We start from the raw sequence: 24,122 nt of genomic DNA on the forward strand, positions 1-24,122 counted from the left end.
CCATCCGCCCCGAGGGCGCCGGTGGTGAGCGCGTCGCGGAGGGCCGGGAACTCTGCTGGCCGCACCTCACCCGACGCGAGCGTGCGCTCCGGCTTCACGACGGCCGCGAGCCGGCTCCATCGCTTGATGGTGGTGGGGGCGGCACCGGTGGTGCGTTGCATCACTTCGTTGGCGGAGCGGCAGTCGGAGAAAACGTCGAAGCGCTCCGCCGTGGCGGAGCGCTTCTCGATCACACCGGTGCCGATCACCAGGGTGGCTTCGACCTGCCGATAGAGGTCGCCGACCCCGATCAGGAACCCGAGCACGTCGTCCCGGCCGGCGGTGTCGAGGGTGCCGGAGGTGAGGATGGAGCGGAGGTCGGCGACGGCGTGAGCCATCGTTTCCCGGGTCCGTTCCATCGTGGTGTTCATAACCCATATTTTACGCCGGGGCACCGACAGTGGACGTTGAATTCCCCAGGCTGTGCATGGATTTGGGCCTGTGGAGATGAGGTTTCTCTCACCCCTAACGAACCGCACTGACCGCCGTTTCGTCTCGCTGACGCTCGCCGAACGACCCGCGGTGCGGCCCCGATATGGAACGCGAGCCGGCGAGCGGAACGTCCCCATCCACGGGGCCGTCTTAAGCGAAGGAACCCGGCCAATCGAAAACGGGAGGCGGACGGAAACGGATTATGCCGGAACTCTCCCCCTCGTTCCCGCCACGTTCCTCACGCCGTTCCGGCGCGCTCGCGCCCACTCAACGACCCGGGGCAGCGGTCCGCAAAGAACGGAGCGCGTGATGACCTACGGAACGCGAGCCGCCCCCTCGACGCAACCCCCGATTCGTCTGAAGCCGAGCCGACCGCCCCCGCACGCCGCGACGGTGGAGCGTCAGTCGAAGATGTCCCCGAGGATGCCGCCGATGATCGCGCCGCCGATGACGCCGCCGAGCATGTCGCCCATGCCGCCGCCGCGGCCGTACCCGCCCCCGTTCCACGGCCCCTGCTGCGGACGGGAGGAATCGATGTCCTGCTGGGCGAGCTGAAGAGCCTCCGCGGCCAGCATGCCGACGCGACGGGCCGTGGCGAGCGCCTGTTCGCGCGTGTCCTCATCGGCGATGAGCGGCTCGACGTCCTGGCGGAGCCGCTCCGCCTCGGCCAGGCGGGTGCGGGCGTCCGCGCCGATCCAGCCGCGATGGCCGTTGATCAGCGACCGCGCGACGGAGATCTGCCGATCCGCGTCGTCGACGGCGTGCCGGACGGTCTCCACCGGTGGGACCGGACGGTTGGCGCGCTCGATGGCCTTCGCGATCGCCGCGTCCAGCCCCGAGTTCGCGGCCCGCAGTTCGGTCAGCTGCGTGAACGGGTCGGACTTCGCGTCCGCTGCGGGGAGAGCGCGCAGCGCGTTATCGAGCGCGGTCGCCGCATCGATGACGGCCGGGGTGCGGGGGGCCCGCCGTGCGGCGATGAGGTCGCCGCGCGAGTCGGCGATCACGTCAGCCAGAGTCGACTCGGCCCGCAGAGCCTCCAACTCGAAGTCGTCGATCGAGTCGAGGACGGTCGTGGCGCGCCGGACGGCCTCGGTGGCCGTCTCCAGGGCGAGGTTGGCTTCCTCGCCGTTGCCCGCGTCGCGGCGACGTTCGGACACGTCGGCGCTGTGCCGAGCGAACTTCAACAGGCTCTCCACCTCGCTCGAGCCGCGCGACACCTGGCGCAGCGCATCGTCGGTGTACCGCTCGACGAGGCGCTCGACCGTCTCCTGGGCGGCCGGAACGCGCCCGGCGAGGGCGTCGGCGTCACGGCGGACCTGGGCGAGCACCTGCGGCGCCCGACGGGCGAACTCCACTCGCTCCTTCAGCGCATCGGTGCGCTCATCGAGGACGTGCTCGGCCCAGTCGCACAACTGGACGATCCGCGCGTTGCGGGTGCGCAGCTCCTCCCGGGTGTCCGGGATCTCGTCGTGGTTGAGCTGGTTCAGCTGGTAGGCCTCGCGCAGGTGCGTGCGCACCGCGGAGAGCCCTTCGGCGAGCGGCTGCACGGCCGTGTCGCCGAGTTCCATCCGCGCGAACTCGAGCTCATCGCCGGTGGTGCGGATGCGCTCGTCGGCGGCGACGAGCGCGGCCCCCGCGCGACGGTCGAGGTCCGCATCGGCGGCGTCCTGTGCCGCTTGCTCTTCGCGCTTGCGCTTGCCCCAGATTCCCGCCATGGCACGATCCTACGGTTCGAGGACGTGGGCGAGCCTTCCGGTTCGCTGAGCGCGCACGGCCGTCGACGCGCCACGCGGACGGCCGCGCACGCTCAGCCCGCCGCTTCGGACCTCAGGAGTTCAGTGAGGTCGAGCGGCTCGGTCGGCGGCAGTGCCAGCGCGGCCGGGTCGATGGGCTTGGGGAGGGTCAGGGCGATGTCGTCAATCCGGCGGAGCATGGGTTTCCTTTCGCAGCCGTCACTTCAGATATGTCCGGACAGGACCGATTCGTCTCACGTGATCGCGGTCCGTCTGGTGAGATCCGCATTCCGCGGCGCCACGAGCCACGCCACCGCAGCCATGGCCAGGGGCAGGGCGACCGCGACGCCGATGATCCAGAGCCACGGGATGTCTGAGGGCCGGTAGTGCGGCGCACCCCCGAGGGCGTAGTAGGCGAAGCTCGGCAGGAGACCGATCCCGGCGCCGATCACACAGCCGAGACCGACGACCGCCAGAGCTTGCACGGCGTTCACGCGGCGTCGGATGCCGGACCGGCCGCCGACCGCCGTCAGCGTGGCGTCATCCGGACGACGCTCGAAACGAGCGAGCCCCAGAGTCACTACCGCCGTGCCGACCACGACACTGAGCGCGATTCCGGCGATCAGCGCCAGCCACGGCAGTGCCGAACCGGGCCCGTTCTCCTGGTGGGCGTACAGATCCGCATCCGGACTCTCGGCGGCGCCGGCGACGAGTCGATCCGATTCCGCAGCGGTGAGCGTCCGGCTCATGGCCCCGAAGACTTCGCTGGGGTCGTGGTCGATGTGCAGCGCGGCCGCTGACTGCGGGGAGAGGACGACGCCCCCGGGCAGACCGCGCAGGTCGGACATCAACAGGGCCGGCACATCCCGGGACGTGATCCCGTCGGTCACAACCTGCGATGTGACGTCCTTCGCGGCCTCCGCCGCCGGAATGGAGAAGAGCCGGAGCGACGGGTGCGGGCCGTCGTCATCCGAGAGCATCCACCGCATGTCGTCGGAGACGATCGCGGTGCCCGACTCGTACGCGGCGCGCTCGGCGTCGGTGAGGGTGGTGCCCGCGACCGTGGGCAGATCCGCGGCGGAGACGATCCTGAGCGTAACCCCGACGGTGCCCCAGCCGTCCACGCACAGCATGTGGTCGCAGTCTGAGGGCTGCGAGATCGGCGCCGCCGGCTGCACCACCATCTGGTCCGGGTCGACCGGGACTCCGTCACTGTCCACGTCGGCGAGTCGTGCGGTGTCGACCACGGCGATGCGGGTCGGATTGAGGACGCGCAGCAGGTGCTCCGCCTCCGCGGCACCCGCCGCACGGGTCGTGGCCTTGACACCCCCCAGCCCGATCGTGACGGTGTGCAGTGGTGCATTCCAGGTGTACGCGCGCACGGACGCGGCGGAGGTCATCGAGGTCACCGACAGTGCGGCGACGGTGACGAGCATCGCGGCGGCGATGGCGAGGAAGGCCGGAACCGTCCGCGAGGGATTCGCGGCGAGGTCCCGCGTCGCCACCCGCGTCGCGATCCCCGCGCGGGACACACTTCGGGCCAGAACGGTCAGGAGCCAGTGCCCGCACAGTGCGGTGCCGACGATGATGATGATCGGACCCAGCAGGCTGAGCGCGGTGGTCACGATCCCTTCCGGAGCCGTGAGGTTCTGGTGGGCGGCCGCCTTGACGGACAGGAAGACGATCGCTGCGATCCCGCAGGCGAGACCGGTGCCGAGGACGACCGCACCCCACCGAGGCATGGACTGCCGGAGGCGCACCGGACGGCGAGCACCACGCAACGCCGCGAGGGTGTCGCCGCGCGTCGCCGCGCGGGCCGGGCCGATCGCGGCGACTGTGCCGACGATGACGGCGAAGATCGCGATGGCGAGCAGGGGCGCGAGTGGCACGTGGAATCCCCAGTTGCCGCGGATCGTCCACGGGTTGCCGTTATCGAGCACGGCGAGCGCGACGGCCGCGGCCGCTGTTCCAAGCCCGATGCCGACGGCCGCCGCCAGCAGCCCGAGGACGACACCCTGGCCGAGGACGACGGCGAACAGCGAGCCTCGCCCGGCACCGACGCTCGCCGCCATCGCCAACGAGCGTTGCTGCCGACGCGCGCTCACGGTCATCGCGGCGGCCGCGACCAGGCCCACCAGAACCGCGATGAACGCTCCGCCGATGAGTCCGAGAGCGTAGGCCGACGCGCGATCGCTGCTGCCCAGGAACGGTTGACCGGGGTACGCCGGCATCCGGAGCATGAGGTCGTGGCCGAGGACCACGTAGCCCTCGTGATTCAGGCCGACGAGCTGCGTCAACGTGGGCTGCCAACCGAAGACGAACCAGCTCGTGTCGTAGGTCTGCCCGATCAGGACCGAGTCGGACGGCACCGCGAGTCCGCCGGCGCCGTTCTGGGAGAGCTCGAGCGCATCCACCGTCCCGGTGATCGTGACGGTGGTCGGTGTCTCCTCCGCCCCGGCCTCCACGGTGATCGTGTCGCCGACGCTGAGGCCCAACCGCTCGAGTGCAGCGGGCGTGGCCAGTGCCTCGTCCGGTGCGCTCGGCGCGGACCCGGACAGGAGCGTCGCCACTCCGTCGAACCTGTCCTCCCAGACGGGGCCGGCGATCAGCGGGAGCCACGTCGCGCCGCTGCTGGTCGGCAGGAGGACGGAGACACCGGACGTGACCTCGACGGTGTTCGCCGCCGCCGGGATGACCGAAGGGAACTCCGTGGGCGGCGGTCCCGTGTCCTCGCCCTCCTGGGACATCCCGGGTTCGTCCAGAGCCTGGGTCTTGGTGTCGTTGGGGCCGCCGTTGATCCAGATACGCGAATCGGCGTGCCCCAGACGGTAGTCCACCTTCTGCTGCTGCGTCTGCTGGTGGCTTTCGAAGAAGATCATTCCGGCGGTGAGAGCCGTGATCGGGAGGGCGATGAGCATCACCACGAGCAGAGAGGCACCCGGGGTGCGCAAGACCTGACGGACGGCCAGTCGCGTCGCGGCGCGGAGTGCGGGCCACACCGATCCGCGGCGCGCGACGGGTGCCCCGGACGCGTGCCGACGCCCAGAGGTGCGGGGCGGGCGATTCCCCGCGCCCGCCCCACGTCGTGAAGGTTCAGACACCGTCTCCGTCGCGCGCCGACGGCGCCGGACGTCGCTCATCAGGCCCGCCCGGCGAGGAGGGCGTCTTCCGCACGCTCCCGGCGGGACTCGTCGATGATGCGTCCGTCCCTGAGGAAGACGATGCGGTCCGCCCAGGCGGCGTGCCGCGGCTCGTGAGTGACGAGGATCGCGGCGGCGCCGGCGTCGACGCGCGAGCGGATGAGCTTCATGACCTGCTCACCGGTGACGGTGTCCAGGGCCCCGGTGGGTTCGTCGGCGAGGATGAGCCGCCGTCCACCGACCACAGCCCGAGCGATCGCGACGCGCTGCTGCTGTCCGCCGGAGAGGTCATCCGGGTAAGCGTTGCCGCGGTCCTCGAGACCGACGCCGGCGAGGGCGTCCTTCGCGGCCCGCCGCGCGGCTCGTCCGCCGATGCCGTCCAACTCCAGCGGGAGGGTGATGTTCTCCGCCGCCGTGAGGGTCGGAATGAGGTTGTAGTCCTGGAAGACGAAGCCGAGCGACCGCCGTCGCAACGCGGCCGTCCCGGCGGGGGAGAGCTCGGAGAGGTGCTCGCCTTCGACGATCACCTCACCCGAGGTCGGTCGCTGCAGTCCGCCGGCCACCGCGAGCAGCGTCGATTTACCCGAACCGCTCGCCCCCATCACGGCCACCATCTCGCCGCGCTGCAGGTCCAGGTCGATCCCGGACAGCGCCGAGACGGCCGTGTGCCCACTGCCGTACTGCTGGCTGACGCCGACCAGTCGCAGGACGGTCGCGTCCCGCGTCTCGTTCTCACCCATGAGAGTTCCTTCGTCCGGTTCGGCTCAGGCCGTGGTGGTCTTGGCGGGGCGGCCGCGTTTGGGCCGCTCGGTGGACAGCTCCAGCTCCATCGCGTGCTGCGGGTGCAGACGCAACCGCTGCTCGGTGTGATCCAGCCAGCGCGCCTCGGCTTCCGTGGCGAAGATCATCGAGTCGACCACGAGTGCCCACGCCAGCTCCTCGGGGCCATCCGGGGCGGATCCCGCGTACTTCGCGCGATTCAGTTCCTGCAACTGGGTCAACGTCGCCTTGCGCTGGGTCTGGATCACGGCGGCCACGTCCACGCCCGGCAGCGTGGCGGCGACGGCGAGCTTGATCGCGAGCTCGTCGCGGGTGCCGGTGCCGCGCTCGACGGGAGAGCCGAGCCAGTCCGCGACCTCAGCGCGTCCGGCGTCCGTGATCTCCCAGAACACGTGCCCCTGGTCGTCCGCGTCCCCGCGGGAGACCAGGCCATCGCGCTCCAAGCGCTCGAGGGTGTTGTAGATCTGCCCGACGTTCAGCGGCCAGGTCGACCCCGTGCGGCGATCGAACTCGGCGCGCAGTTGATACCCGTAGCAGGCCCCCTGATCCAGGATCGCCAGCAGCGATTGCCTGACTGACATCGCGTCCCCCCCTTTTCGTCGCCCCCGAAATGTAATTTCTCGGTATATGTATACCCAACAGTTGCTTTCCCAGCAACCCTTTCCCGCGAAACACCCAAGCACGTCCGAAAAACCGCGCATCGCGGGGTGTCTCGACCGTGCCTGGGTGTCTCGCGGAGGGAAATAGGCTGGGGGGATGGCGACAGGACGAACGCTCACGGCGGCGGAACGCTCGGAGCGGACACGGCTGCGCGCGCGACGGGCGACCGGAGTCCTCCTGCTCATCGCCGGCGTCATGGCGGCGCTCAGTGCGGCCCTGGTCGGGACCGGAGACTCGCTGAGCGCTCTCGTGATCGTGCCCGCGGTTCTCCTCGCGGCCATCCTGCTCGCGGTGAGCCCGGACGCCCGTGCGCGGACACCGCTCGCCGCAGGCTCGGTCCTGGCGGCGGGTCTTCTTCCCGCAGCAACCCTCACCTGCTGGCTCATCACGGGGGAGAGCTCGGACGTGCTGCTGCGCGTGCTGCAGGGAGCCGGAGCCGTTGCGGTCCTCCTGGCCGCGTGCACCCTCCCGCGCCCGGGCCGAGGTCGGGTCGCGCTCGCGGTTCTGGTCGTGCTGTTCGGGTTCGGTGTGGTGATCCTGAGCGCCCCGGTCGGGTGGCCGGTCGCCGTCGTGATCGGCGCGGCGTCCGTCAGCGCCCTCACCGGAATCCTGCTCGGGACGCTGCTGCTCGCACCGCGCATCGTGCACGCCTGATTCCGCCCTGAGCGCATCCAGCCGCATCCAAGGTCACGGGCGGATAACATAGGCGGGTGTGCCGCCACAGCGGCACGCGCGCTCGCGCGCACGACCCGAATGGAGACGACTCCCGTGGCGAACCCTCTCGAGAAACTGCTTCGTGCCGGCGAAGGACGCATCCTCCGCCGCCTTCAGCAGGTGGTCAAGGCCGTCAACGCCCTCGAGGATGACTACACCAAGCTCTCCGACGAGGAGCTGCGCAACGAGACCGTCGAGCTGCGCGAACGGTTCGCGAAGGGCGAGACCCTCGAGCAGCTGATGCCGGAGGCGTTCGCCGCCGTCCGCGAAGCCGCCAAGCGCACCCTCGGACAGCGTCCGTACGACGTTCAGGTGATGGGTGGCGCGGCGCTGCACCTCGGCAACATCGCCGAGATGAAGACCGGTGAGGGCAAGACGCTGACCGCCGCGTTCCCGGCTTACCTCAACGCCATCGCCGGCGAAGGCGTCCACATCGTCACCGTCAACGACTTCCTCGCGACCTACCAGTCCGAGTTGATGGGCCGTGTCTACCGCGCCCTCGGCATGACCACCGGTGTCATCGTCTCCGGACAGACACCGCCGGTGCGTCGTGAGCAGTACGAAGCGGACATCACCTACGGCACGAACAACGAGTTCGGCTTCGACTACCTGCGCGACAACATGGCCTGGCAGAAGGCGGACCTGGTCCAGCGCGGCCACTTCTTCGCGATCGTGGACGAGGTGGACTCGATCCTCATCGACGAGGCCCGCACGCCGCTGATCATCTCCGGTCCGTCCTCGGGCGAGGCCAACCGCTGGTTCACGGAGTTCGCGCGCATCGCGCTCATGCTCGAGCCGGACGAGGACTACGAGGTCGACGAGAAGAAGCGCACCGTGGGTGTGCTGGAGCCCGGTATCGAGAAGGTCGAGGACTACCTCGGCATCGACAACCTGTACGAGTCCGCGAACACGCCGCTGATCTCGTTCCTGAACAACTCGATCAAGGCGCGCGCGCTGTTCAAGCGTGACACCGACTACGTCGTGATGAACGACGAGGTCATGATCGTCGACGAGCACACCGGCCGCATCCTGGTCGGCCGTCGCTACAACGAAGGCATCCACCAGGCGATCGAGGCGAAGGAGGGCGTTCCGGTCAAGGCTGAGAACCAGACCCTCGCCACGGTCACGCTGCAGAACTACTTCCGCCTGTACGACAAGCTCGCGGGCATGACCGGAACGGCCGACACCGAGGCCGCCGAGTTCATGTCCACGTACGAGCTGGGCGTCGTCCCGATCCCGACGAACCGTCCGATGATCCGCAAGGACAAGGCCGACCTCGTCTACAAGAACGAGCAGGCCAAGTTCGACCAGGTCGTCGAGGACATCGCCGAGCGCCACGAGTCGGGTCAGCCGGTTCTGGTCGGCACCGTCTCCGTCGACAAGAGCGAGTACCTCTCGCGGCTGCTGTCGAAGAAGGGCGTCAAGCACGAGGTCCTGAACGCCAAGAACCACGCGCGTGAGGCCGAGATCGTCGCGCGCGCCGGACGCCTCGGTGCCGTCACCGTCGCGACGAACATGGCCGGCCGCGGTACCGACATCATGCTCGGTGGAAACGCCGAGTTCCTCGCCGTGCAGGAGATGAAGGCCAAGGGCCTGGACCCGGTGGACACGCCCGAGGAGTACGAAGCCGCCTGGGACGAGGTCTACGCGGGTACGAAGGCCACCGTCGAGGAGGAGGCCGAGCAGGTCCGCGATGCCGGCGGCCTCTACGTCCTCGGTACCGAGCGCCACGAGTCGCGTCGCATCGACAACCAGCTGCGCGGACGTTCCGGACGTCAGGGTGACCCGGGGGAGAGCCGCTTCTATCTCAGCCTCACTGACGACCTGATGCGCCTGTTCCAGTCGGGTCTGGCCGAGTCCATGCTGCAACGCGCCAACTTCCCGGACGACGTCGCGATCGAATCCGGCGTGGTCACTCGCGCCATCAAGTCCGCCCAGTCGCAGGTGGAGAACCGCAACGCGGAGATCCGCAAGAACGTCCTGAAGTACGACGACGTCCTCAACCGCCAGCGCGAGGCGATCTACGCCGACCGCCGTCACATGCTCGAGGGCGATGACATCAAGGACCGCGTGGGCCACTTCGTCGAGGACGCCATCGGTGCGATCGTGGATGAGCACACCAACACCGGCCACACCGAGAGCTGGGACTTCGACGCCCTGTGGACCGAGCTGAAGACGCTCTACCCGGTCGATGTCACGATCGATGAGGTCGTCGCCGAAGCCGGTGGCGCCAAGGGCCGGATCACCCAGGTGGGTCTGAAGCGTGAGCTCGTCAGCGACGCCACGATCCAGTACGGCAAGCGCGAGGAGACGCTCGGTGAGCCCGCCATGCGCGAGCTCGAGCGTCGCGTCGTTCTGCAGGTCCTGGACCGCCGCTGGCGCGACCACCTCTACGAGATGGACTACCTCAAGGACGGCATCGGCCTGCGCGCGATGGCCCAGCGCGACCCGCTGATCGAGTACCAGCGCGAGGGCTTCGCGATGTTCCAGTCCATGATGGGCTCGATCAAGGAGGAGTCGGTCGGCTTCCTCTACAACCTCGAGGTCGAGGTCCGTCCCGCCGAGGAAGGCGTCGAGGCGCCCCAGGTGGAGGCCAAGGGCCTCACCGCCGCCGAGGGGGACAACGCCAAGCTGGAGTACTCCGCCCCGAGCGAGGACGGCGACGTCGAGGTGCGCAACGACCGCGGCCAGGTGCAGCAGTCGGCCACCGACCGCGTGCGTCGTGCCGCCGCCGCGGCGCAGGCCCAGACCGAGGCTCCCGCGGAGGCCGCGGAGGCGCCGACCGAGCGCGGTGCGTTCGGCCAGAAGGTCGCCGGCACGACGCCTCCGGCTCCGTCCAACCGCGCCGCGCGTCGCGCCCAGGGCAAGAAGAAGAAGTGACCCGATGACGAGGGCCCCGCTCCGGCGGGGCCCTCGTCATGTTCGGCGCCGCAGCAGGCCACTGACCCGGCAATGGTGGTCTCGAGCACCGATCGCGCAGGACTAGCCTGGGTCCATGAGCCCACTCCGTCCGCTGGATCAGTCCGCCAAACTCAAGAACGTTCTCTATGAGATCCGTGGAGCGGCACTGGCAGAGGCGGCACGGCTGGAGTCGGCCGGTCACCAGGTCCTGAAGCTCAACACCGGCAATCCGGCCATCTTCGGGTTCGAGGCGCCGTATCAGATCGTCCGCGACATGATCGCGGCGGTGCCGACCTCGCACGGCTACAGCGAGAGCCGCGGCATCCTCTCCGCACGGCGGGCGATCATCAGCCGTTATGAGGAGGTTCCGGGCTTCCCGCACATCGACCCGGACGACGTCTACCTCGGCAACGGGGTGTCCGAGCTGATCACGATGGTGATGCAGGCGCTGCTGAACGAGGGCGACGAGGTGCTCGTCCCGGCCCCGGATTACCCGCTGTGGACCGCGATGACCTCCCTGGCCGGCGGCACGCCCGTCCACTACGTGTGTGACGAGGAGCAGGAGTGGCAGCCGGACCTGGAAGACATCCGGGCCAAGGTGACGCCGAACACCAAGGCGATCGTCATCATCAACCCGAACAATCCCACGGGGGCGGTCTACTCGCGTGAGATCCTCGAGGGCATCGTGCAGATCGCACGGGAGAACTCGCTGCTGCTGCTCAGCGACGAGATCTATGACCGCATCCTCTACGACGACGCGGTGCACATCCCGACCGCGACGCTGGCGCCGGACCTGCTGTGCTTGACCTTCAACGGTCTGTCCAAGACCTACCGGGTCGCCGGCTACCGGTCCGGGTGGGTCGTCATCACCGGACCGAAGCGGCACGCGGCCGGATTCCTCGAAGGGATCACGCTGCTGGCGTCGACCCGGCTGTGCCCGAACGTCCCGGCACAGCACGCGGTGCAGGCCGCGCTGGACGGAGTGCAGACGATCAACGCGCTGATCGCGCCGTCCGGGCGATTGCATGAACAGCGGGACGTGACGTGGGAGGGCCTGAACGCCATCCCCGGGGTGTCCTGCGTGAAGCCCCGAGGCGCACTCTACGCGTTCCCGCGATTGGACCCCGAGGTGTACGAGATCCATGACGATCAGAAGTTCATCTACGATCTGCTCGTCGCCGAGCACATCCTGCTCGTGCAGGGCACCGGTTTCAACTGGCCGACGCCGGACCACTTCCGCGTCGTCACGCTTCCGGAGGCTCGAGTTCTCGGCGACGCCGTGGAACGCCTCGGGAACTTCCTCGCCGACTACAAGCAGTGAGCCCGCGTTCGTGCGGCCGCTCGCCCGGCCGCACGAACGTCACAGCAGGGCGAGTGATGTCGCGCGCCAGCGTCGGTCGATGCCCTCCAATCGGATGGCGACGGCGCGGGTGCGCATCGGCGTCTGCACGATGACGACGCCCTCCACGACGCCGTCGGCAGGACTGGAGTGTCGCACGGAGGTGATGCGCTGGTGGGGGCGCACCGCCGCCATCCCGCGGGCGCTGCGAGCCCGCGCGGCGAGGTTCACCCGTGTCACCACGGACAGGAACGCCTCCTCGGCGAGCCAGCGAGCCAGCTGCTCCACTTCGCGAGCACCGGCGAGCGCTTCCAGCACACCCACCGTCAGATTGCGCAACAACGGCGTCGGGTCCGGGAGGTCGGCGTGGCCGGTCCGTTGTGGCGCGAAGAACTCCGAGATGTCGACTGCGCGTGCACCGGGCGCGACGCGCGCGTGATCATCAATGAGTGGTGTCGTGACCATCCTTCTTCCTCATCGGGTCGGGACCGCGGAGTGAGTGAATCACGCGCGTTCAGACCGGTCAAAGGTTTGTGAGCGAACTGGGGATATCTCTCATGGGATCTCCGTGTTCGCCCTAGCGTCGCCGGGATGCAGTGGGACGACTTCTTCGCGGGGCTCGAGGGACAGCTCGCGGCCGAGTGGGAGGCCGAGCGTGCAGCGCTCGCCTCGGAGACGGAGCGGTTGCGAGTGGCCGCGTTGGAGCTGCGCACGCGGCTGGCTGCGGTGGCGGCCGAGTACGCCCCGCTCAGCCTGGACAGCGCGGCCGGGACGGTGCGCGGCACGTTGCGGGTGGTCGGCGCGGACTGGGTCGGGCTGGAGGACGCACCCGGAAGGCTGACCGCGGTACCGCTGCGTGCCGTGCGCGGTGTGGGCCTGACCCACCCGGCGCTGCTGCGCAGCACGATGCCGGTACCGACCGAGCCGTTGCGGGAGCGGTTCACGTTCGGATTCCTCGCCCGAGACCTCGCGCGGCGTCGGCTGCCCGTGCGCGTCACGGTCGACGGCGGATCGGTGCTCTCGGGGACGATCGATCGAGCGGGCCGAGACCACATCGACGTGGCCCTGCACGACCCCGATCGTCCGAGGCGAGCGGCGGAGGTGACCGGTTACCGGATCATTCCGGTCGCCGCGATCGCGCACGTCCGGATCGAGGATGCGGACCGGATCGCGCTCACCGGTTGATCACTCCGGATCGCGGCCGCCCCACAGCTCCGGGAAGCTCGCCGCGTTGGACTGGTGCCACAGGGCGATCCGTCGCGCCTCCTCGCGCTGATCATCGAGATAGTCCGCGACGCTGGCCTCGGCGATCCGCCAGTGCGAGGCGGTGCCGAGGCGGGCACCGCGCAATCGTCCCTCGCGTACGAGGGCGATCACCTCGTCCACGTCGAGGCTGAGCAGCTCCGCCACCTGGGCGGGGGAGACGTGACGCTCGGGTCCGGTCGCCTCGATCATGCCCTCATTATGGTCCGCGCTCCGGGGCGCGCAACCGCCTCGAGGGTGCCGTGTGGATAAGGACCATTCGCTCCGCGGCGGGATCGCATGTGGACAGCCGGACCGGTCGCGGCCGGGGTGTGCTTGCATCCACGACATGTCCCCGCGAACCCCTGGAATCCTCACTGACGCACGCTTCTTCATCGGTATCGGCCTGGTCGCCGTGAGCATCGCGGGGGTGTGGGGCGTCGTGAGCGCAGCGCGAACGACGGTCACCTTCGCCGTGGCGGGCGGCGCGCTCGTGCCCGGACAGCATCTGGCGCGAAGTGATGTCGCGGAGGTCGAGGCGGCGCTCGGTGCGCGCGCTGACGCCTACCTGAGGCCCGACGAGATCCCGGACGACGCGGTGCTCACTCGCACCGTCGGCGCCGGCGAACTGATCCCGCGCGACGCGATCGGGGACGCGACGACGCAGCGCACGACGACCGTCGTCGTCTCCAGTGCGGTGGCGCTGCCCTCGTCCGTCGAAGTCGGCACCACGGTGGACGTGTGGGCCAGCGTGGTGTCATCGGACGAGCGGACGGCACCGAGCGTGCTGGTCTCGGACGCCGTGGTGGCACGGGTCGGCGAGACGGCGGCGGTGCGCGGCGGGACGGACGTCGAGCTCGTCGTCCCCCGCGACGCCGTGTCGGACGTGCTCGCGGCGACATCCGGCGAGGCCGTCATCTCCGTCGTCCCGGCGGCCGGGTCATGACGCGGCAGATCGGGCTGGCGGTACCGGACGGCGGCGCCCTGGCAGCCGAGTTCCACGACCTCGGCCTCGCCGTTCGGCGGATGGATGTCGACGAACTGTCGACGGCGGCCCTCGACTCGCTCGCGGTGCTCGTCATCCCTGCGACGGCCACAGTCCTCACCGCCACCCTCGTCGCAGCGTGCGACCGCGCCGCGGTCCGGGTCGTGCCTCTGGCGGAGGGGCAGCGCGGTGCGGCGCTCGCGACCTCGTTCGGCCTCACCGCCGTGTCGGAGATCACTGCGCAGGCGATCCTGTCCGCTCTGCGCGCGGCGCCGGCGGCGCCGGGTCCCCGTCCGCCGGCGCGGGTGATCGCGGTATGGGGTCCGCCGGGGGCGCCGGGCCGGACCACGGTGGCGGTCTCGCTCGCCGCCGAACTCGCCCGCGGAGGGCGCTCGAGCGCTCTCGTCGACGCGGACACGCACGCGCCCGCGGTCGCGCAGTTGCTCGGTCTCTCCGATGACGGACCGGGCTTCGCGGCCGCGTGTCGGCAGGCCGGGCGAGGCCTGCTGGATCGGACCGAGTACGCGCGCATCGTCGCGCACGTCGCCGCTGCCGGCACCGCGCTCGAGGTGCTCGTCGGGTTGAACCGTCCGGCACGTTGGCCGGAGCTTCGCGGTGATCGTGTGCGTGGCGCGTTGCAGGCGATGCGCGGGTGGACGGACCACGTCGTCGTCGACGTCGCCGCCCCGTTGGAAGCGGACGAGGCCATCGTCACCGACCTCGACGACGGGCCGTGCCGGAACGCCGCGAGCCGCGCCGTCCTCACCGCCGCCGACACCGTGGTCGCGGTGGTGGGGGCGGATGCCGTGGCTCTCGCCCGCGCCGTGCGTTCCCTGGCCGAGTTGCGCGAGCTCGCCCCCGCCGCCGACGTCCGGGTGGTGGTGGACCGCTTCCGTTCGCGCGCCATCGGAGTGGACGCGCGCGGGCAGATCCGGCGCACGCTCGAACGGTTCGCGGATGTCCCCGCCCCGCTGTTCCTGCCGGATGATCCGGTTCTGCACGACCGCGCGATGCTGCACGCGATCCCGGCTGTGGCGCTGGCGCCTCGGTCCGCCTACGCCGCCGGGATCCGCCGACTGGCAGCCGCGGTCGCGCCGGTGGATGCTCCGGCGCCCGCCCGGGTCGAGCGGGGGAGCCGACGCCGTGCGCGCGGGCGGGAGGCGGTCCTCGCGACGCCGTAGGCTAACGGGGTGTCGACACTCTCAGACCTCGTGTACGCCCAGGGCCGCGCCGATGACGCCGACGTGGAATGGCTGCACCGTCTCGCCGGCGATGGCCAGCTCCTTGCCGACCTCGCGTTCGCGGACATCGTCATCTGGGTGCCGACGCCCGAGGACACGTTCATCGCGGTGGCCCACACGCGCCCCGGCGGCGCGGCGACGCTGTTCTACCGCGACATCGTCGGCGACACCGTTCGGCCGCAGTGGTTCACGCAGGTTCGGGAGGCCTTCAACTCGGCGATGATCGTGGATTCGTCCTCGCCGGACTGGTTCGAGGAGACCCCGACCCGCGTGCGGGCCGTCCCGATCGTCCGGGAGCGGAGCCGCGCCGGGGCACAGCCGACCGTCATCGGTGTGCTGACCCGGCACACCAACCTCGGTGAAGCGCGCACGCCGTCGCGGCAGCAGATCACCTTCAACGACTGCGCGGACGACCTGTTCGCGATGATCAGCGCCGGGGACTTCCCGGACCTGGACGCGCCCACCTCGCCGCGGCGCGGCGCTCCGCGCGCGTCCGACGGCCTCATCCGCCTGGACGTGGACGGCATCGCGACCTTCGCCAGCCCGAATGCGCTGTCCGCCTTCAACCGCATGGGCTTCGATGACGAGCTGGAGGGGGAGCCGCTCGTCGAGGTCGTCGGTCAGCTCGTCCCGGCGTCGCGTCAGGTCGACGAGTCGCTGCCCGTCGTGGTCACCGGACGCGCACCGTGGCGCGCCGACATCGAGGCGCGTGGCGTCACGGTGTCCCTGCGTGCGATCCCGCTGAAGGACCACGGCACCCGCATCGGTGCCATCATCCTGTGCCGTGACGTGTCCGAGCTCCGCCACCAGGAGCAGGAGCTGATCACCAAGGACGCCACGATCCGCGAGATCCACCACCGCGTCAAGAACAACCTTCAGACGGTGTCGTCGCTGCTGCGCATCCAGGCGCGGCGCACGCACTCCGAGGAGGCCCGCGATGCTCTCACCCAGGCGATGCGTCGGGTGGCCTCGATCGCCATCGTCCACGACACCCTGGCCAGCGGTCTCACGCAGAACGTGGACTTCGATGAGGTGTTTACGCGCGTGCTGAAGCTGGTCGCGGAGGTCGCCGCGGGAGCCGGGACGCGGGTCCATCCCAAGGTCACCGGTGAGTTCGGCAAGCTGCCGAGCGAGTACGCCACGCCGCTCGCGCTCGCCCTCACGGAACTGGTCACGAACGCCGTCGAGCACGGTCTCGCCGGCGTCGAAGAGGGCGAGGTCGAGATCATCGCCGAGCGCAGTCCGGACCTGCTCGAGGTGCGCGTGCGCGACAACGGCGGCGGGCTTCCGGAAGGACAGGTCGGCCGCGGCCTCGGGACGCAGATCGTCCGCACGCTGATCCAGGGCGAGCTCAGCGGCACGATCGACTGGCACACGCTCGTCGGCTCGGGCACGGAGGTCACGATCGACATCCCGATGCGTTGGATCGCCCCCGGCGCCTGACCCGCAGACACGCGAAACACCCGGGCACGTCCGAGAACCCCCGCATTGCGCGGTGTCTCGGACGTGCCCGGGTGTTTCGGGAGGAATCAGGAAGCGCGGCGCGCGCGAGCGGCGCGACGCTTCAGGGCGCGACGCTCGTCCTCGCTGAGTCCGCCCCACACACCCGAGTCCTGACCGGTCTCGAGGGCGTACTGCAGGCAGATCTCCGTCACCGTGCAGCGCGCGCAGACGGACTTGGCCTTCTCGATCTGGTCAACGGCGGGTCCGGTGTTTCCGACCGGGAAGAACAGCTCCGGGTCGACCGTGAGGCAGGCGGCTTTGTCGCGCCAATCCATGTTTAGGTGCTCCTTGGATGAGTGGGTGTGGGGTGTCCCCGGGCCTTTGCACAGCGAAGGTCTCTCGGGTCGGATACCCTGTGTATGACGAGCCGAAACGCTCGCCCCACGCCGCTGTGGGAGCACATGGCATGTCCAATGCTTCCATGAATCGGCGGGTGAATCAAGGGTTAATTGATTCTCACCCCCTTCCGGAGGGGGCCGGGCGGCCTCGTCCGATCGCTCAGGAAAGAGTCAGACCAACCCATGCGACTGCATCCACTCGCCCTCATCGCCGCGGTCATCGTCGCTCTCGAAGGCGTGCTGATTCTGATCTACGCCGGGGTGCAGCTGCTCGACCTCATCGGCGGTGGTGCGGCCGAGGTCCCCACGGCGATCGCCCTGCTGGCGCTGACCGCGGTGTTCGGTGTCGGAATGCTGGCGCTCGCGTACGGCATCGCCAGGGAACGCACCTGGGGTCGCTCGGGTGGCATCGTGATGCAGATCCTGCTCGCGAGCGTGGGGCTCATGCTGCCCGCGGTGTTCGAGGTGCCCGGGTGGGTGGCCGTTCTGGTCGTGGCTCCGGCGGTCGTGGCGTTCGCGCTCATCCTCATCGCATCCCGGCGTGCGCCGGAGGACGCGGACGAGCGCTGACGCTCAGCCTTCGAGCCCGACGGCCTTGAGCACGCGACCGACGTGTCCGGTGGCGCGCACGTTGTACATCGCGTCCTCGATGACACCGTCGGCGTCGATCACGAACGTCGAACGGATCACGCCCTCGTACGTCTTGCCGTAGTTCTTCTTCTCGCCCCAGACGCCGTACGCATCCATCACGGCGTGGTCGGCGTCGCTGACCAGGGTGAAGGGCAACGCGTCCCGGTCGCGGAACGTCGCGAGCTTGCCGATCGGGTCGGGGGAGACCCCGATCACGGTGAAGCCGGCGGCCTGCAGGCGGGTCCACGAGTCGCGGAAATCGCAGGCCTCCGTCGTGCACCCGGGCGTCATGGCGGCCGGGTAGAAGTACAGCACCACGCGCGTACCGCGCAGGGCGGACAGCGACACGGCGTTGCCGTCCTGATCGGGCAGAGTGAAATCGGGGGCCGGGGTTCCGGGCTCGAGACGCGTCATGGCACCAGCCTACTGACGCCCTAGTGCTCGAACGTCTCCAGCAGACGCTGCAGGGACTCCAGACGGGCGCGCTGCGCGTCCGTCATCTCGCCGTCCGTGGCGGCCTCGTTGAGCGCGCAGTCGGGGGCGTCGGGCAGGTGCGTGCACCCGCGGGGGCAGTTCTCCGCGATGCCCTCGAGGTCGGTGAAGGACTTCAGGATGTTCGCCGGATTCACGTGGCCGAGCCCGAACGAACGGACACCCGGGGTGTCGATGACCCAGCCGGAACCGTCCGCGCCGCGGAAGCGCAGCGAGATGGTCGAAGACGACGTGTGGCGGCCGCGACCCGTGACGTCATTCACATGGCCGGTCGCCCGCCCCGCGCCGGGGACCAACGCGTTCACCAGGGTCGATTTGCCGACGCCGGAGTGGCCGACGAACACCGTGGTGTGTCCGACGAGGGCGGCCCCGATCTCGGCGAGGGGCACCTCATCGCGGGAGCTGGTGAAGACCTGCAGATCGTCCAGGTCGGTGAAGTGCGACAGGAACGCGGCGGGGTCGGCGAGGTCGGCCTTGGTGACCACGAGAAGTGGCGCGATCCCGGCGTCCAGGGCGGCGACCAGATAACGATCGACGAGCCGTGCGCGCGGCTCCGGATCGGCGGCTGCGACGACGATCAGCATCTGGTCGGCGTTGGCCACGATGACGCGCTCGACCTGGTCGGTGTCATCGGCGCTGCGACGCAGCAGGGAGGTGCGCTCCTCGATCCCGACGATGCGCGCGAGCGTTCCGTCGGCTCCGGAGGTGTCGCCGACGACGCGCGCGCGGTCGCCGTTGACGATCGCGGTGCCGCGCATCTCTCGGGCGCGTGAGGCCAGGACCGTCCGCTCGTCGGGCCGATCCTCGGCGAGGAGAACGGTGTAGCGACCGCGATCCACGGCGATCACGCGTCCGACGACGGCATCCTCGTGCGCGGGGCGGCGCTTCGTGCGTGGGCGATTGGCCTTCGGGTTCGGACGGACCCGGATGTCCGACTCGTCGAAGTCGGATTCGTCGTCGTCGTCGAAATCGGTGAGCCAGCTCACGCCGCGGCTTCCTCCGCGTCATCGTCGGGCGCGAGCATGTGCTGCCACAGCTCCGGGAACTGCGGCAGGGTCTTGGCTGTGGTCCCGATGTCATCGACCACGACGCCGGGAACGCGCAGGCCGATCAGGGCACCGGTGGTGGCCATTCGGTGGTCCTGGTACGACTTCCACGTCGCACCGTGCATCGCGGCCGGGATGACGCGGATGCCGTCGGGCAGTTCCTCCGCCCCGCATCCGACGGCCCGGAGCTCGTTGACCAGGGCGGCGATGCGATCCGTCTCGTGCAGGCGGATGTGGCCGATGCCCCGGAACACGCTCGGGCCGTCCGCGAAAGCGGCGAGTCCCACCAGGGTCGGTGCCAGCTCTCCGGCCGCGGACAGGTCCAGATCGACGGCCTTGACTGATCCGGTACCGGTCACCGTGAGGGCCCCGCCGCGGCGGCTGGCGCGCGCGCCGAAGTGCGGCAGGAGGTCCATCAGCATCCAACCGGGCTGCGTGGAGTGCGCGGGCCAGCCCGGGATCGTCACCGAGCCGCCGACGACCAGGGCGGCGGCCAGGAACGGCGCCGCGTTGGACAGGTCCGGCTCGATCATGATCTCTTTGCCGCGGATGGTGCCCGCCGGCACGACCCACTCGCCCGCCGCGACCCGCTCGACCTGCACGCCACGGTGGCGGAGAACGTCGATGGTCATCTCGATGTGCGGGATCGACGGCAACCGGTCGCCGTTGTGGGTCAGCTGCAGACCGACGTCGAAGCGTGCGGCGACCAGCAGCAGCCCGGAGATGAACTGGCTGGATCGCGACGCATCGATCGTCACCTGTCCGCCTCGGATGTGACCGTGGCCGATGACCGTGAACGGCAGCGCCCAGTGTCCGCCGTCATCGATGTCGACGCCGACATCACGCAGGGCGCTGATCATCTCGCCCATCGGGCGGTGCAACGCGGACTCATGCGCGGTGATGACCGTCTCACCCTTGGTGAAACCGGTCAGCGGCGTGAGGAAGCGCATCACCGTGCCGGCCTGGCCGCAGTCGATCGTGCAGCCGCCGGACAGGGTGCGGGGCGGGACGATCTCGAGGTCGGGGCCGAACGGACCGGATCCCTCGACCTCGGTGATCTCGACTCCGAGGGCACGCAGTCCTTCGATCATGCGCGCGGAGTCGTCGGAGTGCAGGGGTGCCCGCAGGCGGCTGGGCCCGTCAGCGACGGCGGACAGGACCAATTCACGGTTGGTCAGGGACTTCGAGCCCGGGATCGTCAGACTGGCGCGCAGTGGTGCGGCGGCCGTCGGCGCCCGGAAGGCGGTGCCGACTGCGGTCGATGGGGCGGATGCTGCATTCGTGGTCATCCCTCACCACCCTAGTGGCGGGTGGGCTTCACGGCCCAGAAATATATCGCCACGGGAATAGCGTCGGCCGCTCGTGAGTTGGTTTCCGGTGATGGAGAACGAGGGGAGCGGGATGATCGCGACGCTGGAACGTCCCCGTATGGTGGACGACGCCGCGGGCCTAGACTGGCCCGCGATGGATGATCGAGAGCAGACCGCCACGGAGGACCCGCGCACCCAGTTCGAGGAGCAGGCCCTGCCGTTCATGGACCAGTTGTACGGTGCCGCGATGCGCATGACGCGCAATCCCGCAGACGCCGCCGACCTGGTCCAGGAGACGTTCGTCAAGGCCTACGCGGCCTGGGCCTCGTTCACGCAGGGGACGAATCTCAAGGCGTGGTTGTACCGCATCCTCACGAACACCTACATCAACACGTACCGCAAGAAGCAGCGCGAGCCGTACCAGGGCACCATCGATGACCTCGAGGACTGGCAGCTCGGCGGGGCGGAGTCCACGACGGCGACGAGTTCGCGGTCGGCCGAGGCTGAGGCCATCGACCGGATGCCGGCATCGGCCGTCAAGGACGCGCTGCAGTCCATTCCCGAGGATTTCCGGTTGGCGGTGTACCTCGCTGATGTCGAGGGCTTCGCGTACCAGGAGATCGCCGACATCATGAAGACGCCGATCGGCACCGTCATGAGCCGCCTGCACCGTGGCAGGAAGATGCTCCGTGACCTGCTGGCGGACTATGCGGCAGAGCGTGGGATCCACGCCGCCGCCACGAGGAGTGAGAAATGACCGACTGCGGATGCGAGCAAGCTCGCCGCGATCTCGAGGAGTACCTGCGCGATGAGGTCTGCCGGACCCAGGCGTCGGACATCCGACAGCATCTCGAGACGTGCGAGAGCTGCCGTGATGAGGCGCTCGTGAACCGCACGCTCACCGACGTTCTCGCTCGTGCGTGCGCGGAGACCGCGCCGGAGCAGCTGAAGCTCATGGTCATCGCCCGTCTGCGTGCCGCGCAGGCATCGCACTCCGCCTGACACCCCCCTTCGTGCGGGCAGTGCTGTGGAATCACTGTGATCCGTCGATGAAACCACCCCGCTGATCGCGCCCCCGGCACCCGGGGCGGGATGATCACGGCGTGAGTAGTTCGGGGGCGGTCGCGACCGGTTCGATCGGTGGCGTGACCAGAGCACGATGGCGCATGCGCGACGCCGTGCGCGTGCTGCGCGGCGCGCCCGTCGCCGCAGGGTTCTCGATGGTCGTCATCGTCGCGACGATTGCCGGACGTCAGGCTCACGCGGTCCTTTCAGCGGGCGCCGAACCGACCCTGGCCGGACGGCAGTGGTGGACACCCCTGACCGCGATCCTGGTCGCCGCGGACTACCGTGCGCTGCTGCTCACCGTGGTCCTGGGGGTGACGCTGCTGGCGTTCGCCGAGCTGCGGCTCGGGTCCCGCCGCACCGTCATCGCGCTGCTGGGCGGCGGTGTGCTCAGCGTCGCGCTCGGCGTGATGGTGCAGGCCGGCGTGGCACGCTGGCCGGGCCTTGAGGTCCTCGGCGACGACAGCGTCCTGGATCCGACGATCGCGGTCGTGGCCGCGGTCGTGGCCGCCTCGGGCGTGGCTTCCGCGCTGTGGCGGCGACGTCTGCGTCTGGTGATCTTCGCGGTCGTGCTGGTGCTCGCGCTCTACGCCGGTGACACGGCATCCTGGTTCCGCCTCGGTGCGTTCGTGGTCGGGCTCGTGCTCGGCGAACTGTGGGCGGGGGAGCGCAAAGACCGTGTGTGGTGGCGCAACAGCCTCCAGGAGCGGCGGGTGCTGATCGCTTCGGTGGTGGCGATCGTCGGCTTGGGGCCCCTCGCCGCCCTGGTCTCCGGTGGCGGGCGGGGCCCGCTGGCGCTGGTCACGGCATCGTTCTCCGAGATCGACCAGCGCCTGACGAACCGATGCGCTGTGCACTGGACGGACGTCTGCGATTACCAGGCGGTCGCCACCATCACCCGTGGCGCCGGTCTCGCCCTGCTCGCCATCGTCCCGCTGGTGCTGCTGGTGGTCGCCGCGGTCGGGCTGCGGATCGGTCGCCGATCGGCCTGGCTCCTGGCCGTCATCGTGAACGTCCTGCTGCTGGTCGCATCGATCGTCACGGCCATCACCGGGGAAGTGGCGATCCCGGGGAAGGGGATCCCGTTCATCGCCGAGACCGTGATGTGGTCGATCAGCGCTGTGGGACTGCCGGCCGTCCTGCTGGTCGTGCTCCTGGTCAGCCGCCGGGCCTTCCGCGTTCGGGCCACCGGATCCGCGTCGCGACGGGTCGCGATCGTCATCGTCGGCGCCCTCGCGGTGGGGCTGACCGTGTTCCTGGTCGGGGCCACGCTCACGACGTCATCCTGGTCCCAGCCCCCGACGCTGCTTCAACTCGTCGATGAGGCCCTTCGTCGCTTCATACCACCGGGTCTGTTCCCGTGGCACACCATCGATCCTTACCCGCGGCGGGGTCCGGGACTGTTCCTCTGGCAGTGGGTCGGAGTGGCGTTCTGGGTCGTCGTCGTCGTGATGCTGCTGTGGCTCTACCCTCGCGTGCACATCGATGGTGCCGCCTCGGAGGACCGCTATCGTGCCGTGCTGCGTTCGGGCGACGCCGGCACCCTCGGGTGGCTCGGCACCTGGAGCGGGGTACGACACTGGTTCACGCCGGACGGGGAGGCGGCGGTCGCTTACCGGATCGAAGAGGACGTCGCGATCGCCGTGTCCGATCCGGCGTGCGCCGCGGAGCGTCGCGGTGAGGTCGTCCGCGGCTTCGCGTCCTTCGCCGTCGCGCACGGGTGGACGCCGGTGTTCTACAGTGCCCACGATGAGACCGTCGCGGCGCTGGCCGAGATGGGGTGGCAGGCGATGACGGTGGCGGAGGAGACCGTGATCCGCCCGCAGTCCTGGACGATGGCGGGCAAGGCCGGGGAGAAGGTGCGCCACCCGGTGACGCGCATGCAGCGGGAGGGCGTGACAGCGCTGTGGACATCGTGGGCGGAGCTGCCGCCCGCGCTGGCGGGGCAGATCGTGGAGATCAGCGAGCAGTGGGTGGCGGAGAAGTCGCTGCCGGAGATGGGATTCACACTCGGCTCGGTGCCCGAGATGCAGGACCCGGAGGTCCGGCTGCTGCTGGCGATCGACGCCGCCGGTGAGGTGATCGGGATCACCAGCTGGCTGCCGTCCTGGCGGGCCGGAGAGCCGATCGGATGGACCCTGGACGTGATGCGTCGCGCACCGGAGGCACCGAACGGCGTCATGGAGTTCCTCATCGCTTCCGCCGCGATGCGGATGAAGGACGATGGCGTCGAGGTGCTGAGCCTGTCCGGTGCGCCGCTCACCCTGGGCCCGGACGAGGCGGCGCGCTCGCCCCTCATCGGCAGCGTGCTGTCCCGGCTCGCGGACGCGCTGGAGCCGCTGTACGGATTCGGCTCCCTGTTCCGGTTCAAGCGGAAGTTCCGGCCGGAGTACCGGCGGCTGTCGCTGGCCTACGCCGACCCACTGGATCTGCCCCGGGTCGGCCTCGCGCTCACCCGCGCCTACCTGCCCGCGGGAGCGGGGGAGCACGTGCTTGCCCTCGCCCGCCGCGCCCTCGAACGGAGACGGTGAG

At 69.8% G+C, this 24,122-nt stretch carries 23 protein-coding genes; 11 read left to right on the forward strand and 12 right to left on the reverse strand.

The window, feature by feature from the left end; all coding sequences use genetic code 11:
• The 6 genes from BN1193_RS01915 to BN1193_RS01935 all read right to left on the reverse strand — a co-directional run.
• Positions 1–410 (reverse strand): hypothetical protein (locus tag BN1193_RS01915; RefSeq protein WP_141396603.1); only part of this gene is annotated, 410 nt, incomplete at its 3' end.
• 462 nt (positions 411–872) lie between these two features.
• Positions 873–2,186, reverse strand: a complete 1,314-nt coding sequence (locus BN1193_RS01920; protein WP_040163665.1) for a hypothetical protein — start codon at positions 2,184–2,186, stop codon at positions 873–875.
• Between the two features lie 92 nt (positions 2,187–2,278).
• Positions 2,279–2,404, reverse strand: coding sequence for a hypothetical protein (locus BN1193_RS18405; RefSeq protein ID WP_268259553.1), 126 nt, complete (start codon positions 2,402–2,404; stop codon positions 2,279–2,281).
• 54 nt (positions 2,405–2,458) lie between these two features.
• On the reverse strand, positions 2,459–5,203 hold the full coding sequence (locus BN1193_RS01925) for an FtsX-like permease family protein (protein WP_040163667.1): 2,745 nt from the start codon (positions 5,201–5,203) through the stop codon (positions 2,459–2,461).
• A gap of 140 nt (positions 5,204–5,343) precedes the next feature.
• Entirely contained in the window at positions 5,344–6,084 is a 741-nt protein-coding gene (locus tag BN1193_RS01930) for an ABC transporter ATP-binding protein (RefSeq protein WP_040163669.1), read from the reverse strand.
• Positions 6,085–6,108: 24 nt separating this feature from the next.
• Positions 6,109–6,705, reverse strand: coding sequence for a PadR family transcriptional regulator (locus BN1193_RS01935; protein WP_040163671.1), 597 nt, complete (start codon positions 6,703–6,705; stop codon positions 6,109–6,111).
• 175 nt (positions 6,706–6,880) lie between these two features.
• Here BN1193_RS01935 and BN1193_RS01940 point away from each other — a divergent pair, with 175 nt between their 5' ends.
• From BN1193_RS01940 to BN1193_RS01950, 3 genes are all read left to right on the forward strand, one after another.
• On the forward strand, positions 6,881–7,438 hold the full coding sequence (locus BN1193_RS01940) for a hypothetical protein (RefSeq protein ID WP_040163673.1): 558 nt from the start codon (positions 6,881–6,883) through the stop codon (positions 7,436–7,438).
• Between the two features lie 114 nt (positions 7,439–7,552).
• Positions 7,553–10,378, forward strand: coding sequence for a preprotein translocase subunit SecA (secA, locus tag BN1193_RS01945; protein ID WP_040163922.1), 2,826 nt, complete (start codon positions 7,553–7,555; stop codon positions 10,376–10,378).
• 115 nt (positions 10,379–10,493) lie between these two features.
• A complete protein-coding gene (locus BN1193_RS01950) occupies positions 10,494–11,720 on the forward strand; it encodes a pyridoxal phosphate-dependent aminotransferase (protein ID WP_040163675.1) in 1,227 nt (408 codons plus the stop codon).
• Positions 11,721–11,759: 39 nt separating this feature from the next.
• On the opposite strand, the gene BN1193_RS01955 is transcribed toward BN1193_RS01950, so the two are convergent.
• Positions 11,760–12,203, reverse strand: a complete 444-nt coding sequence (locus tag BN1193_RS01955) for an Rv3235 family protein (RefSeq protein WP_040163677.1) — start codon at positions 12,201–12,203, stop codon at positions 11,760–11,762.
• Between the two features lie 126 nt (positions 12,204–12,329).
• Between BN1193_RS01955 and BN1193_RS01960 the strand changes: the two genes are divergently transcribed.
• The gene (locus BN1193_RS01960; protein ID WP_040163678.1) at positions 12,330–12,923 is read left to right on the forward strand and encodes a hypothetical protein; all 594 of its coding nucleotides are present in this window, start codon (positions 12,330–12,332) and stop codon (positions 12,921–12,923) included.
• Here BN1193_RS01960 and BN1193_RS01965 read toward each other — a convergent pair whose 3' ends face one another.
• Positions 12,924–13,193: a helix-turn-helix domain-containing protein gene (locus tag BN1193_RS01965; RefSeq protein WP_040163680.1), complete on the reverse strand. Its 270-nt coding sequence runs from the start codon at positions 13,191–13,193 to the stop codon at positions 12,924–12,926. It lies immediately after the preceding gene.
• Between the two features lie 136 nt (positions 13,194–13,329).
• Here BN1193_RS01965 and BN1193_RS01970 point away from each other — a divergent pair, with 136 nt between their 5' ends.
• Genes BN1193_RS01970 through BN1193_RS01980 form a run of 3 tightly spaced genes read left to right on the forward strand, consistent with a single transcriptional unit; the run spans position 13,330 to position 16,649 of the window.
• Complete coding sequence (locus BN1193_RS01970; protein ID WP_040163682.1) at positions 13,330–13,926, forward strand: hypothetical protein; 597 nt, start codon at positions 13,330–13,332, stop codon at positions 13,924–13,926.
• Complete coding sequence (locus BN1193_RS01975) at positions 13,923–15,146, forward strand: AAA family ATPase (protein ID WP_052460344.1); 1,224 nt, start codon at positions 13,923–13,925, stop codon at positions 15,144–15,146. Before BN1193_RS01970 ends, BN1193_RS01975 begins: the two co-directional genes overlap by 4 nt.
• A 9-nt stretch (positions 15,147–15,155) precedes the next feature.
• Entirely contained in the window at positions 15,156–16,649 is a 1,494-nt protein-coding gene (locus tag BN1193_RS01980) for a sensor histidine kinase (RefSeq protein WP_040163684.1), read from the forward strand.
• 86 nt (positions 16,650–16,735) lie between these two features.
• Here BN1193_RS01980 and BN1193_RS01985 read toward each other — a convergent pair whose 3' ends face one another.
• Positions 16,736–16,984: a WhiB family transcriptional regulator gene (locus tag BN1193_RS01985; protein ID WP_018171995.1), complete on the reverse strand. Its 249-nt coding sequence runs from the start codon at positions 16,982–16,984 to the stop codon at positions 16,736–16,738.
• 246 nt (positions 16,985–17,230) lie between these two features.
• Between BN1193_RS01985 and BN1193_RS01990 the strand changes: the two genes are divergently transcribed.
• Positions 17,231–17,617 carry a hypothetical protein gene (locus BN1193_RS01990; RefSeq protein WP_040163688.1) on the forward strand — a complete coding sequence of 129 codons (387 nt, stop codon included), beginning with the start codon at positions 17,231–17,233 and terminating at the stop codon, positions 17,615–17,617.
• Positions 17,618–17,620: 3 nt separating this feature from the next.
• On the opposite strand, the gene bcp is transcribed toward BN1193_RS01990, so the two are convergent.
• Genes bcp through aroA form a run of 3 tightly spaced genes read right to left on the reverse strand, consistent with a single transcriptional unit; the run spans position 17,621 to position 20,504 of the window.
• A complete protein-coding gene (gene bcp / locus BN1193_RS01995; RefSeq protein WP_040163690.1) occupies positions 17,621–18,091 on the reverse strand; it encodes a thioredoxin-dependent thiol peroxidase in 471 nt (156 codons plus the stop codon).
• 20 nt (positions 18,092–18,111) lie between these two features.
• A complete protein-coding gene (gene rsgA, locus BN1193_RS02000) occupies positions 18,112–19,155 on the reverse strand; it encodes a ribosome small subunit-dependent GTPase A (RefSeq protein ID WP_040163692.1) in 1,044 nt (347 codons plus the stop codon).
• Positions 19,152–20,504, reverse strand: coding sequence for a 3-phosphoshikimate 1-carboxyvinyltransferase (gene aroA / locus BN1193_RS02005; RefSeq protein ID WP_040163694.1), 1,353 nt, complete (start codon positions 20,502–20,504; stop codon positions 19,152–19,154). Before aroA ends, rsgA begins: the two co-directional genes overlap by 4 nt.
• A gap of 112 nt (positions 20,505–20,616) precedes the next feature.
• On the opposite strand from aroA, the gene BN1193_RS02010 reads away from it, so the two are divergent.
• From BN1193_RS02010 to BN1193_RS02020, 3 genes are all read left to right on the forward strand, one after another.
• Positions 20,617–21,282 carry a sigma-70 family RNA polymerase sigma factor gene (locus tag BN1193_RS02010; RefSeq protein ID WP_040163696.1) on the forward strand — a complete coding sequence of 222 codons (666 nt, stop codon included), beginning with the start codon at positions 20,617–20,619 and terminating at the stop codon, positions 21,280–21,282.
• A complete protein-coding gene (locus BN1193_RS02015; protein WP_040163698.1) occupies positions 21,279–21,527 on the forward strand; it encodes a zf-HC2 domain-containing protein in 249 nt (82 codons plus the stop codon). Before BN1193_RS02010 ends, BN1193_RS02015 begins: the two co-directional genes overlap by 4 nt.
• Before the next feature lie 101 nt (positions 21,528–21,628).
• Positions 21,629–24,121: a bifunctional lysylphosphatidylglycerol flippase/synthetase MprF gene (locus BN1193_RS02020; RefSeq protein ID WP_141396604.1), complete on the forward strand. Its 2,493-nt coding sequence runs from the start codon at positions 21,629–21,631 to the stop codon at positions 24,119–24,121.
• Position 24,122 lies beyond the last annotated feature (1 nt).

The sequence above is a fragment of the Microbacterium gorillae genome, assembly GCF_000826185.2.
In the GTDB taxonomy this organism is placed as follows: domain Bacteria; phylum Actinomycetota; class Actinomycetes; order Actinomycetales; family Microbacteriaceae; genus Microbacterium; species Microbacterium gorillae.